Source organism: Sphingobacterium sp. 2149 (genome assembly GCF_031455655.1).
Classification (GTDB): Bacteria; Bacteroidota; Bacteroidia; order Sphingobacteriales; family Sphingobacteriaceae; genus Sphingobacterium.
In genome coordinates, this window is record NZ_JAVDTD010000010.1 from 139,870 (window position 1) to 154,047 (window position 14,178).

Here is a 14,178-nt window from a genome sequence, read left to right on the forward strand (position 1 = left end):
TATGATCAGAAAGAGCTATCGTCATGGAATAATAACTGTATTACTCTGTTTATTCATGTTGGGTTTGCAGGCACAAACTTGGCTTAACGTCATGGATTTTGGTGGTCGGAAGGACAGCACCGGAAGTAATACATTGGCTATCAAAAAAGCTATTACAACAGCGTCCAATAGAGGCGGGGGGACGATTTATTTTCCAGCTGGAAAATACGTCACTGGGCCCATTCATCTTAAAAGTAATATTACGATTTATATCGATGCTGGAGCGGAGTTACATTTTAGCGATAATTTTGATGAGTATTTGCCTATGGTTGAATCTCGTTGGGAAGGAACTGTTGTTACAAACTTTTCGCCATTATTTTACGGTAATAATCTAGAGAATATCAGTATCCAAGGACGTGGGCTCATTGACGGACATGGTAAAAAATGGTGGGGCTATTCGGAGGTTGAAGTTAAGAAGCAGACAGAAGATAGCAAATGGCAAAAAGAGTTTAAACGCCTCAATAAAGATGTTTTGGCTCCGGACCTTCCGGGATGGATTGAGAGAGGATTTTTACGCCCGCCTTTTATACAGTTCTTAAACTGTAAAAATGTACAGATCAGAGATATTAAAATTCAAAATTCGCCGTTTTGGACAATTAATCCACAATATTGTGATAACGTTACCGTAGAAGGCGTTACAATAGATAACCCTCCTTCGCCTAATACAGATGGTATCAATCCAGAATCTTGCTCCAATGTTCGCATCGCCAATTGCCACATTAGTGTAGGGGATGATTGCATTACCATAAAATCTGGAAAGGATCGTTCGGGAAGGAAAATCAATATCCCTGCAGAGAATTATACCATTACAAACTGTACGATGCTTCGCGGACATGGTGGGGTAGTTATTGGGAGTGAAATGTCAGGTGGTGTGAAAAATATTGTTATTTCCAATTGTATTTTCGACGGAACAGATCGTGGTATACGTTTAAAAACCGCAAGAGGTAGAGGTGGGATTGTAGAAAATATTCAAGTCTCCAATATTGTCATGCGTGATATTCGAGATCAGGCTATTGTACTAGATATGGAATATGCTAAAAGTGAACCGGGACCTGTTAGTGAACGTACGCCTAAATTCAGGAACATCTTTATCAACAATTTATCTGGTACAACAAATCGCATTGGTTATATGCGAGGCTTAGCAGAAATGCCAATTGAAAATGTCGTGTTTTCGGATATTAACATGCAGGGAACCACAGGTTTTTCAGCGCTCAATGTGAATGGATTGACATTGAGTAATGTAAACGTCGCGATCACACAGGGTGCGCTATTATCCGTCAACAACGGTAAAGAACTGAATCTATTGAATATAAAAAACATAACACCGGTGGCTGAAAGATCGCTTATCGAGCTTGAAAATTGTAAATCAGTGAATGTGCAGAGTTGCTTTCCATTGTTAGGTACAGCGCTCTTTTTGGATTTAGTCGGATCAGCGAATGAAGCTATCTATGTTCACGGTAATAATCTAGCTCGTGTAAAACAAATACTCCGTGGTAATTATAAAAACGGTCAGTTAACGTCAAATGTAAACCCTTTGGAAGCTAAATAATGCGTTTGTATCTGTATATTTTATTGTCTTTTTTGTCGATATGGCCCTTGGGCTTCGCTTTTGCACAAACACGTGTGTGGTTTGATCATCCTGCCAAACAATGGGAGGAGGCTTTACCTATTGGCAATGGTCGACTCGGAGCCATGGTTTATGGGGGAGTCGAGGAGGAAGAATTACAGTTTAATGAGGAAACATTATGGACGGATGGACCACGAAATTATAATAAAAAAGGCGCATCAAAGTATCTTCAAAACATACGGGAGTTGCTTGATCAAGGGCAACAGAGAGGTGCGGAATCTTTAGCGATGCGGGAATTTATGGGGCTTAAAAGTGAATCAGAAGATCCTGATGCTTGGCTGGAAAAAATTGGGAAAATTCGCGAGCAAAAGCATGGGCCTTTTGAGTTCGTTTTTGACGATAGTAAATGGCCGCTTATGAGGGCTCCGCATTATGAGGGTTGGGAGAATCTAGGACTGGAGGGTTTGGATGGTGCCGTTTGGTTTCGTTATGAATTTCACCTTTCAAAAAATCAGCTGTCAGAGCTATGGTCGTTGGATTTAAATAAGATCAGGACCATTGATTATACATATATCAATGGTAAGCTCGTCGGTCAGTCGGTGGGAGATGATACCAGAAGACTTTATCAAATACCTAAAGGGCTACTGAAAGAAGGGAGAAATAGTATCGCAATTCAGGTGATCAATTTAGAAGGAAAAGGAGGGGTAGCTGGTTATAAGGATACAAAGCAGTCAATAGGATTAAAAAGTTCCACCGGAAAACTAATCTCGCTTAATGGAGAGTGGAAATACTATATTCAAGATCCAAACAGTCCCAAAATAGGAAATTATCAGGCATCTTATCAGCCTTTTGGTACGTTAAATTTGCAATTCGATCACAAAGAGGCAAAGCGCTACAGCCGGATACTCGATATGGATAAAGGTGAAGTTCGTGTCAATTATGATGCTAATGGAATTCACTATAAAAGAACTTATTTTGCAAGTTATCCCAACAATTTTATCGGCTTAAGATTACAGGCAGATCAGAAGGGGAAAATCACTTTTAGATTAAGCCTGAATACCAAACATCAGCGTGCCAAACTTGATCACATGATAGACTCCTCCATCGGTATGGAGGTATGGGTCAAAAATGGTTCGATGCGAGGAACAGCCTTCGTAAAGCTCAAATTGAAAGGTGGTCGGGTATTTTATGAGGGTAATGATCTTGTTGTTAAACAAGCCGATGAGGTCCAGATTTATCTAACTGCATCAACCAATTTTAAATCGTATCGAGAACTGAACGATCAGTATGCTACTATCGCATTGGATAGATCCAAAAATTTATGGAAGTCGGACTTTGATAAATTGTATCAAATCCATCAAAAAGATTACCAGAATTTGTACCATCGCTTTGCAATAGAACTTTACGATAGCAGCCAGCTCGATACTATTCCAACAGATAGAAGATTAAGAAGGGCAGTAATGCTGGATGACCCTGGGCTGCTCGCGCTTTATGTGCAATACGCCCGATATCTCCAAATTGCAGCTTCTCGACCAGGTAGCCAGCCTATGAATCTTCAGGGCATTTGGAATTCATCTTTAGAACCATCATGGGGGAGCAAATATACGACTAACATAAATTTGGAGATGAACTATTGGCCGACCGAGGTTTTAAATCTCTCTGAATTGCAGGATCCTTTATTCCAAATGATTCAAGATTTGCATGTGGCGGGTGCAGAAACGGCCAAAGAATATTATGCTGCCCGGGGTTGGGTTTTACATCACAATACGGATTTATGGCGGGGTACAGCTCCCATTAATAATTCCAACCATGGTATATGGCCAACAGGTGGAGCTTGGTTGGTGAGACATCTTTGGGAACATTATCTTTACACACAAGATTTACACTTTTTAAAAGAATATTATCCAATTATTAAGGATGCTACCTTATTTTTTAAGGACTTTCTTGTCAAGGACAAAGTAACGGGATGGTTGGTCAGCTCACCTTCAAACTCCCCAGAGAATGGAGGGTTGGTCAAGGGACCTACTATGGATCATCAGATTATTCGCTCCTTATTTGATATTTTCAACCAAAGCTCCAAGATACTGGATAGCGATAATCTTTTACGGGATTCGATTAGCAACATGCGGAATCAGATTGCACCTAACCAAATCGGGCAATATGGACAACTGCAGGAGTGGTTGGTAGATATGGACGATCCGCAGAATAAACATCGACATATATCCCATTTGTGGGGTTTATTCCCGGGAAATGAAATCAATCTGATTGGTACACCACAGCTGGTTGAAGCTGCAAAGCGCTCGTTGGTGTTACGGGGAGATGAAGGGACAGGTTGGAGCTTAGCATGGAAAATTAATTTTTGGGCGAGATTAAAAGACGCTCAGCATGCTTATCACATGGTAAAAATGCTATTGCGGCCGGCGGATAATGGAGGTGGTTCTTATCCAAACCTATTTGATGCCCATCCACCGTTTCAGATCGATGGGAATTTCGGTGGGGCATCGGGAATTATAGAAATGTTACTCCAGAGCCACACGGATGGAATTGAGCTATTACCGGCATTACCGGCGGAAATCGGAACAGGAAAAGTCCAAGGAATCAAAGCGCGAGGAGCATTTCAGATCAATATGGAGTGGAAAGACAGTCAGTTGTTAGGGGTTACCGTTGAATCACTTTCAGGAGAAGACCTCCATTTACGTTATCAGAACCATGAAGTAAAGATTCAAACAAAGAAGGGCAAATCTTATGCCTTTAGTAGGGAATTGATTTTAAAGAAATAATGAAGACCACGTTGATGTTGATAAGAAGACTCTTTTGCTGTATATGTATCTTAGTGTTTGGGCTATTTTCTTTTGGTCAGAACGTTCGTAAAATAGTAACATTGGATGCTGACTGGATGACGATAATGGATCAAAAAGATTCCGCGAGATATAATGGATTTCACCAGGCTTCTTTTAAGACAGACGATAACTGGCGGAAAGTCGATGTTCCTCATAATTGGGAGAGCTACGAAGGTTATCGTAGATTGTTACATGGCAATTTACATGGTTACTCCTGGTATCGGAAAAATTTCTCGCTCAAACAGCAAAGAAAAAAGAATAGGTTCTATTTATTTTTTGAGGGAGTAGGTTCCTATGCTACAGTTTGGTTAAATGGTTTGCGCGTAGGATATCACGCAGGGGGAAGAACCACATTTACATTGGATGTTACTGATGCAATTAAATTGGACGGGAGTCCTAATTTGTTAGCTGTTCGGGCAGACCATCCAGCTCATATCATGGATCTTCCTTGGGTGGATGGCGGCTGTTCTACTGAGCGTGGATTTTCAGAAGGATCACAGCCTATGGGCGTTTTTAGACCTGTGAGTTTATTAATTAAAAATGAAGTAGCTATTACTCCTTTTGGCGAGCATTACTGGAACGATGAGACTGCCGATCATCGAAAAGCGATCGTACATCAAGTTGTAGAAGTGAGCAATAAAAGCCAGAGAAATAAAGATGTGGAGATTGTAACCGAAGTGTTGGATCAGAAAGGGATATCAATTCTTCAATCTACATCGAAAGATCAGATAAAAGTAAACACAACAAAGGAAATTCGGCTGAAAGATCTGGTTTTGGCCAATCCGCAATTATGGTCTGTGGATTCACCCTACCTATATCGCATAAAAATGCAGATCAAAATTGGTGGACAGATTACAGATGAGGTTGAAACACATTATGGAGTTAGGTCTGTTCGTTGGTCAAAAGGTTTAAAGCCCTCTGGCGACCCACGTTTCTTGGTTAATGGAAAGCCTATATTTATTAATGGCATTGCGGAGTATGAACATAAATTGGGGCAATCACATGCCTTTGATAAAGAGGAGATTGATGCCCGGATTAGACAAATTAGAACGCTCGGATTCAATTCATTTCGTGATGCACATCAACCCCATAACCTGCGCTATCAACACGCATGGGATCGTCATGGCATTTTATTGTGGACACAGCTTGCCGCCCATATTTGGTTTGACACACCAGCATTTCGAGAAAATTTCAAAAAATTGTTAACAGAATGGGTACGAGAACGTAGAAATAGCCCTTCAGTAATTTTGTGGGGCCTTGAAAATGAGAGTACACTACCCGAAGATTTTGCACGGGAATGTACAGCACTAATTCGGAAATTAGATCCTACGGCGTCTATACAACGACTGGTGACTACATGTAATGGTGGTAGTGGTACCGATTGGGATGTTCCGCAAAATTGGACAGGCACTTACGGGGGAAATCAAAATACCTATGGAGAGGATCTTAAAAAGCAGCAGCTTGTAGGAGAGTACGGCGCTTGGAGGAGCTTGGGCTTACATGCCGAACCACCCTATCTTCCTAACGAGAGTAACTACAACGAAGAGCGCTTTGTCGATATACTACAAACAAAAGTTCGTTTAGCAGATTCTGTTAAAACCAAAGCGATTGGTCATTATTTATGGCTTTGGAACTCACATGATAATCCGGGGCGTATTCAGGGGGGAGAAGGAAATCGTGATATTGACAGGATTGGCCCGGTTAATTATAAAGGTTTATTAACCCCCTGGGGAGAGCCTACGGATGCTTATTACATGTATCTGTCGCATTATGGTAAAAAGAAGCATCCAATGGTTTATATCGCAATGCATTCCTGGCCAAATCGGTGGTTGGCCCCTGGAGTGAAAGACAACATTCGTATTTTTTCGAATTGTGAGGAAGTCGAACTTTTCAATGACTTAGGATTCCTGTCACTTGGAAAAAAGCAACATCCTGGTTTTGGAAAGCATATTGAATTTAATGGTGTTGAGGTGAGGTATAATATATTGTACGCCGAGGGACGAATAGGGGGAAAGATCGTTAGCCGTGACACCATTATACTACATAACTTTCCCGAAAGTCCACATTTTCGAGACTTTTCCTTAGGCTCATCCAAGATTCTAAAACCAGATCTTCGATATCATTATCTCTACCGTGTTAATTGCGGTGGCGATAATTATACAGATGAATACGGGGCAGAGTGGAAAGCTGACCAACCGTATCGGTCGAAATTGGGCTGGGGCAGTAAATCTTGGGCGGATAGTTTTGAAGGGATGAACACTTATTTTGCCAGTCAACGCGTTATTTTTGATCCAATTAAAGGAACTAAAGACTGGCCTCTTTTTCAGAGCTTCCGATATGGGCTTGAGAAGTTGGGCTATCAATTTGACGTACCTAATGGAGAATATTTAGTTGAATTATATTTCGCCGAACCTTGGCATGGTAAGTTTTCGTCAGGCAATGGCGATCGAGTTTTCGATATTGCTATCAATGGCCAACTTGTTGAGCATAAGTTTGATATTTATAAAAATGGGGGATTCCAGCGCGTAGTCAGAAAAAACTATACTGTTAGGGTTGCTGACGGAAAGATTGTTATCAATTTCCCGCGCGTTTATGCTGGACAAGCAGTAATGCACGCCGTTGCCATTGCCTCAAAGAAGGGTGTTGCCATAGTTTCAGAATCAAGCGGTCAAGATCATTATAATCTAGATTTAACGCGGCAGAATATAAAACTCCATAGTTGGCTGGATATAGGCAGTGTATTGAAAAAGGATGGCTCTAGCGTAACATCGTTTTTTTCCTTGCCACCATCCTTGTTTGGCTCAGATTATTTTGAGCTTGATAGCAATAGCACCTATCATCTACGTTTTAAAGAACCTACCACTGCTTTCTATCTACGAAATGAGAAACCGGACAATTTTGAAGAGACCAAAGACAGTGTACAATTGAATACGGGAAAATATTTTGCCGTATTCCGTAGGGTGCTAAAGGTAGGCGAGGAAATTTTGCTGAAAACTGAGCGCGGCGGAGATATTGTGGTCTTTCAGCAGCAAAGTGGGCTTCTTCCAGTGTATGACTTGAAGGAGGTCAAAAACTATAAAGCCTATCAAACCCTTTGGCGGGAAGGTGTTTCCGAAATTGAGTTTGCCGGACAAAGACGTTTAGTATTTAATGCTAGTGAGAGTTATATCGCTTGGGAGTTTCAGGTCGGTGCAGCGGATGTGTATTCATTATTGGTGAAGTATCATAATCCATTTAAGGAAGTTCGTCGTGCTTACTATGAAATTTTAGACAAAAATAGGCATGTGTTGGTGCCCAAAACTCTCGTATCATTGGAACCTACGCGTTCCGGAAAATGGAATTATATCAATACCGATACAAAGACAATGATCAATGCTGGGACCTATTTTATTAAGCTGTATAGTCTTGATTCTAAAGGTGTTGTTGTGGATAATCTAGAGGTCAAATAGCAAGTGGGTCAGGATAGTACATGACGGTTGCCGATGAAATTTTCAGTTATATTGAGCACTTGAAATTTTGTGTCGTTTTGACGTTTATTTTGAGCAATTATAACGGAAATAAAGTTAAGGGGCTTTATTTAATATTTAATAACCAAAAAAGGGATAAACCATTTCATGCCTATGAAACGTTTTACATTATTCACAATTTTATTTTTAAGCGTGTCTATGACATTTAGTCAAACAGAGGACGCCTATTGGAAAACTATTACAGATCGGTCTGCAAAAATTGTAGCTAAACTAGCGCTAGCAGATCAAGCCAAGCAAGAGAGAGCGGTTCACATTATTCGTGATCAATATTATCTTTTGAATGCCTGTTATTCGCTTCGCGATTTGAAAATTAAGGAGAATACGGATAAGAGTCTAAAAGAACAGATCGCACAGGAGACGCTTCAGGAAACTTCCAATTTAAATCAAGCTTTCGTAATCCGGTTAAAACAAGTTTTAACACCGGCAGAAGTTGAAGCAGTTAAAAACGGCATGACCTATCATGTTTATCCGAACACCGTGAAGGCCTATCAAGATATGATTCCAAGTCTTTCAAAAGATGAAGTACATATGATTGACAGTTTACTTTATGAAGCTCGAGATTTTGCCATGCAGGCCGAATCTTCGGAAAAAAAACACGCCTGGTTCGGTAAATACAAAGGCAAAATCAATAACTATTTAGCGTCTCACGGCTATAATTTAAAAGAGGAAGGTGACAAGTGGGCCGCGAGACTCAAAAAAACAAACCAATAAACAAGGACCTAAATTATGAATTACTTTATATTCCCAAGGAAATCTTCTATTCGGTTGGCAAAGCTGCTCGCCATTGGGATAATGACAGGTGGGGCCATTCCATGCTTCTCTTATGGTGCGAATCCAAGTGAACTCAATCTGCTTTTTTTTAAAAATATAACAGGAAAGGTGGTTGATCAAAATGGAAAACCTTTGGCGGGAGTAACGATATCCATCAAAGGATCTAAAACTGCGACTTCAACAGACGAGGGAGGTACTTTTAGGCTGAACTTGCCCGTTGGGAATGAGATTTTGGTGCTCAATTTTGTTGGCTATAAAAGATTGGAAATACCAGTTGGCAACCAAAGTGTGTTAAATATACGCATGGAAGCTGAAAGTCAGGAGCTCGATGAGGTTGTTACGGTTGGTTATACCACACAGAAAAAAGCACATTTGACAGGGTCGGTTGTGGCGATCAAAGCGGAAGAGATAGAAGATTTACCTACGACGAATATTGGTGCTGCGTTAGCGGGTCGTGTTACTGGACTAAGTGTAAGTGGAGGCAATACTCGACCTGGCACGAAAGCGTCTTTAACTATACGAAAACCTATGGGGCCAAGTAAAGATGGAGGAACAACAGATCCTCTATACGTTATTGATGGTATGGTTCAGGTAGATGGACAGAATCAACCTGATGCAACATTGTTCGGCAATTTAGATCCTTCTGAAATTGAGAGTATATCTTTTTTGAAAGATGGGGCAGCTGCAGTTTATGGTGTTAGAGGGGCAAATGGTGTTGTTTTGGTTACGACGAAAAGAGGAAAAGTAGGCACGCCAAAGATTAGCTATAACGGTTCATATGCCATTAACGATGAAGCTTATCGAACAAAAATGATGGATGCTTACCAATATGGTATGTATTTCAATATCATGAACGGGCCGAATGGAAGCAATAGTGACGCGACAAAGCCGGGCTTTGATAAATGGTTTTTTTCACAGGATGAGCTGGATTACTTTAAAAATCATTCCTACAACTGGCTGGATGATGCATGGAAATCGAGTTATTTGACCCGACATTCTTTGAATGTTTCGGGGGGAACTGATAAAGCAACCTATTTTGCGAATGTTGCATACAGCAAACAAGACGGAAATTTGGGCACGCTCGACTATGATCGTTGGAACTTTAGGGCAGGTAGCGATATTCAAGTAGCAAGTAACTTCAAAGTAGGGATACAAGTGTCTGGAAATACCGGAAACTTGCAGAAAACTTTTAACAAAATAGGCGGTGAGAATGATGACAACGATTATCGTAACTTATTGTTGGCCTCTCCTTATGTGCCGTCGTATGTTAATGGTTTGCCCGTTCGATTACCCGGGACATCAGGAGATCTATCAGCCTATCACTATTTTGAATTGCAAAAACTTGGTAATCTGGCAACGTCAGACACCCGGCAATTCAGTATCAACTTAAATGGGGAATATCGAGCACCATGGCTTGATGGATTGATCTTACGCGGATCTTACAATCGAAATTTAAAAAATGATAGAGGTACACAAATAGGTACAAAATATCAGACGTATACCTTTACAAGAGCAGGCGACAATGGACATATCTATGATCTTGCTACAGATCCTAAAGCAGTTACTTTTAGTAATGGTAACAGAGTCTATTTTTCGAATGCGGCAGGTAGCAACTATCAGGTAAATTTTACCGCTACTTATGATAAACAATGGAAAAAGCATAATTTCTCTGGGTTATTTTCTGTTGAGAAAGCGGAGGCTAATAGTTCACAAGAAGATGTTTGGAAAGACGATCCTTTGGCAACAACGAATGGCCAATTTAACACCGCTTTTGGAGCGGTGAGCGGGCGTACGGCCGCTTATGAATCAGGAACACTTGGTTATGTGGGACGTTTGAACTATCGTTATGGTAATAAATATCTTGGAGAGATTTTGTTTCGTTCGGATGCGTCAACAAAATTTGCTCCGGAGAATTACTGGGGAAATTTTTACAATGTTTCTGCAGGTTGGGTGATCAGTGAAGAAAGCTTTTTCCATTCGAATGCGATTAATTATTTGAAGTTACGCTTGTCTCATGGTAAGCTCGGTAATGACCAGACTGCTGCCTGGGGATGGTTACAACGTTACACATATCAGCAGGGAAAAGGTGGTGTCTTTGGTGAAAATAATAACTCCATTGATGCGAGTACTGGCTTAAAAATGGAAAAATCCCCGAATAGAAATGCGACTTGGGCCAATGAATATAAAAATAATATTGGAATTGATGCGCGGTTTCTAGATAGTCGATTATCCGCAACAATCGATGGCTACTACAACAAAGGTTATGATCTTCTGGTAATAAGAACAGGGAATATTCCTGTTTCAGTTGGGGGATCTGTAGCGGCGGAAAATTATGGCCGTAAAAATACCTTTGGCTATGAGTTTGAATTAGGTTGGCAAGATAAGGTTAATGAGGTTAACTATGGTATCAGCACACGTTTTTCTTGGTCTAATGATAAGGTTATCTTGGGAGATTTTAATGATATAGATATTCTATACCCTTGGAAAGCACGTCCGAATGGGCCATCTGACAACGGTGCTTGGGGATACGATTATTTAGGAATGTTTAAAACGCAGCAAGATATTGACAACTACGTAAGTCAATATAATATTAAACAAGTATTTGAAGAGACTGCTGATAAGCTAAGACCAGGTATGCTTTATTACCGCGATGTCCGTGGGGCACTCCAGGCGGATGGTACATTTGCGGGACCAGATGGAATCATTAACGAAAATGACCAAATACAATTAGCAAAAAATAATACAAACCATTACGCATTAGGGATGACTTTTAAAGCGGGTTATAAAGGCTTTAGCGCTGAGGCGGTATTGACTGGAACTTTTGGTGGATATGCTGAAATTACTGAACGGAATAAACTGAATAACGATATTTCGCGTGTTTATACCAATCTTCCTGTCATTTGGGGAAATATCTACGATCCAGATCTTAATCCTACGGGTTCAATGCCGAACCCACAATGGTCTGATATTTATAATAGAGTATCTAATTTTTGGTCAGTTCCAGCATTTCAGCTCCGTATGAGTAGTTTCAATGTAGGTTATAGATTACCTGAAAAACTGGTGAAATATCTAAAAGTAGCCAATGCTCGTGTGTATGCCAGCGCTATGAATCCATTAACTATCTATAATCCATTTAAATATAAGGATGGTAATGGAGCGGCTTGGGATACATATCCAAACTTGCGCACGTATTCTTTTGGTGTAAATGTGACATTATAACGTGAAAATAAACTGTTCAATACAAACTAAAGATAATTTGATTGAATGGTCAGCTCCATCGAATGATGGAATAAAATTATATACAGATGAAAAAAATATCAATTTTCAATATAGCATTAGTATGCCTACTCTTGGCAAATCAAGCTTGTAAGGATAATTTTCTAGAGGAGAAAACGGACTTAGCTGCTGTCAAAGAGGATGATGTATTTAAAGATCCCATATTGGCGCGTGCGTATGTGGATTATGTTTACGGTTTGTTTTTGCCGCCAAATAATGCACAAACATTTGTGGCGACGCAAGATGCGTCTGAAAATGGAGGGTATAGCAATACATTTACCCAAACGACAGATGAATTGGCGGGGGAAACGGATTATAACAAAAAATGGAATACGATCTCTTATATTAATAATCATGCTAATAAATATTTTGGTCAACGAATGTCAGCAAGCGTAGGAAATAACGTGTGGACCAGAATGAAGGAGATCAATGTTTTTTTAGAAAAAATCGATCAAGGAGGAATTGACGAGGCAACGCGAAACCAAATGAAAGGTCAACTATATTTTTGGCGCGCATTTCAATATTTTCAATTGGTTCGGATGTATGGAGGTGTGCCTTTAGTGTTAAGTTCACAGACACCCGTTGTTGGAAATAATGAAGAGAATTCTGTTCAAAGGAGCAGCACTGCGGAATGCGTTGCTCAAATTGTAAAGGATTTAGACCTGGCAAAGAGTCTTTTGCCAGGAAAATGGGATGCCGCAAATTGGGGCCGTATTACAAGTGGGGCAGCAGCAGCATTAAAAGGACGCGTTTTGTTAACCTATGCTAGTCCGCAATTTAATCCAAACGATTCTCGTGAGAGGTGGCAAGCGGCATATACTGCCAATTTGGAGGCGAAAAACTTGCTGGAGCAAAATGGCTTTGGTTTGTTTCAGAATGGTGGTACAGCAAATGGCAAATCTTGGGCTGACTTGTTTTTGACTGAAGGCAGTGCAAATTCGGAAGCGGTAATAGTCTATGGATTTAATAATCTAACCTCAACAAGCGGGGCTGTTAAAAATAATGGATGGGAACAAGTGGTTAGACCTCGTGCACTCTCTGGTTCTGGGTCTATTTCCCCTACTAAACAAATGCTGGATGCATTTCCAATGTTAGATGGGAAAAGTATAGATGATCCATCATCTACTTATAGTTATGATAAACGAAAGTTCTATAAAAATAGGGATCCACGATTTTCAAAGACATTTGTATTTAACGGTGCGCTTTTCCCATATGCGAATGGTAGCGAATATCGCCAGTGGACTTATTATTGGAAAAATAAAAAGGGAGCGTATGTGTCTACAGAAACCCAAGGTGCCAATGCCAGCGGTATATATTTGAAAAAGGGTGCTGATCCAAAAGCTTCTGGAATATCGAATGGCGGAGCAGGGTTCCAACAAAGTGGAACTGATTTTATTGAATTACGCTTTGCGGAAGTGATATTGAATTTAGCTGAATCGGCTATTGGTTCAGATAAATTAACAGAAGGACTTGCGGGAATTATTGAGATTCGTAAACGTGCTGGGCTTGAAAATAAGGATGGATCTTATGGTTTAAGCGCTGCAATAGGAAATAGAAATAAGTTATTTGGGGCTGTGATTAATGAGCGTAGATTAGAGTTCGCTTACGAGGGAAAACGATTCTACGATCTAAGGAGATGGAAGCTTTTCGAGGCAGACTCTCCTACTGCGCAAAGAATCGGAGTGAAACCATTGAATGGAACAAGGCGTACAGGCTTATTTATTACTGTAAAAAATAGTGGTACGGAATACGTTGGTGATCTAGATCCGCTATTAAGGGACAGTAAAAGCGGCGTGCCGGTAATAGAGCGTCAGCCCTCTTCGTATCCTTCTGGAATCACGAATCAAGATGAATATTTGGATTATTTATACGACAATTACTTTAATATTGCAGAAAAAGACGATTTGGATCCCACAAATGGAGCATGGACTTTCTCCTGGTATCCACAATATTACTTCTTCGGACTCAATCAGACAATCTTGTCTACCTCTCCCTATTTACAGCAAACTTTGGGTTGGGATAGCATGAATGGTTCCGGATCTTTCGATCCTTTAAAATAGTTTCCCACGTACAGAATATCAAGGCAATGTATGCGTATTGTGACATACATTGCTTTTAATAAATGTACAGTTGACATATATTTGAAATAGAAATTATA

Annotated in this window: 6 protein-coding genes; all 6 read left to right on the plus strand. The window is 40.3% G+C overall.

The features are described from left to right. Position 1: 1 nt before the first annotated feature. The 6 genes from J2X77_RS15665 (at position 2) to J2X77_RS15690 (ending at position 14,080) form a co-directional block, all read left to right on the plus strand. A complete protein-coding gene (locus J2X77_RS15665; RefSeq protein ID WP_209578187.1) occupies positions 2–1,588 on the plus strand; it encodes a glycoside hydrolase family 28 protein in 1,587 nt (528 codons plus the stop codon). Continuing rightward, positions 1,588–4,386, plus strand: coding sequence for a glycosyl hydrolase family 95 catalytic domain-containing protein (locus tag J2X77_RS15670; RefSeq protein WP_209578188.1), 2,799 nt, complete (start codon positions 1,588–1,590; stop codon positions 4,384–4,386). Before J2X77_RS15665 ends, J2X77_RS15670 begins: the two co-directional genes overlap by 1 nt. 14 nt (positions 4,387–4,400) lie before the next feature. Continuing rightward, positions 4,401–7,895 (plus strand): malectin domain-containing carbohydrate-binding protein, encoded by a 3,495-nt coding sequence (locus J2X77_RS15675; protein ID WP_310081518.1) that lies wholly within the window; start codon positions 4,401–4,403, stop codon positions 7,893–7,895. Positions 7,896–8,111: 216 nt separating this feature from the next. Next, positions 8,112–8,684, plus strand: coding sequence for a DUF3826 domain-containing protein (locus tag J2X77_RS15680; protein WP_209578190.1), 573 nt, complete (start codon positions 8,112–8,114; stop codon positions 8,682–8,684). A gap of 15 nt (positions 8,685–8,699) precedes the next feature. After that, positions 8,700–11,963 (plus strand): SusC/RagA family TonB-linked outer membrane protein, encoded by a 3,264-nt coding sequence (locus J2X77_RS15685; protein ID WP_209578191.1) that lies wholly within the window; start codon positions 8,700–8,702, stop codon positions 11,961–11,963. Between the two features lie 86 nt (positions 11,964–12,049). Continuing rightward, the gene (locus tag J2X77_RS15690) at positions 12,050–14,080 is read left to right on the plus strand and encodes a RagB/SusD family nutrient uptake outer membrane protein (protein ID WP_209578192.1); all 2,031 of its coding nucleotides are present in this window, start codon (positions 12,050–12,052) and stop codon (positions 14,078–14,080) included. Positions 14,081–14,178: the final 98 nt, after the last annotated feature.

Bases quoted from the DNA above. Each gene is read 5' to 3' on its own strand.
- J2X77_RS15675 (WP_310081518.1), top strand. From the start codon at position 4,401: ATGTTGATAAGAAGACTCTTTTGCTGTATATGTATCTTAGTGTTTGGG.
- J2X77_RS15665 (WP_209578187.1), top strand. From the start codon at position 2: ATGATCAGAAAGAGCTATCGTCATGGAATAATAACTGTATTACTCTGT.
- J2X77_RS15670 (WP_209578188.1), top strand. From the start codon at position 1,588: ATGCGTTTGTATCTGTATATTTTATTGTCTTTTTTGTCGATATGGCCC.
- J2X77_RS15690 (WP_209578192.1), top strand. From the start codon at position 12,050: ATGAAAAAAATATCAATTTTCAATATAGCATTAGTATGCCTACTCTTG.
- J2X77_RS15685 (WP_209578191.1), top strand. From the start codon at position 8,700: ATGAATTACTTTATATTCCCAAGGAAATCTTCTATTCGGTTGGCAAAG.
- J2X77_RS15680 (WP_209578190.1), top strand. From the start codon at position 8,112: ATGACATTTAGTCAAACAGAGGACGCCTATTGGAAAACTATTACAGAT.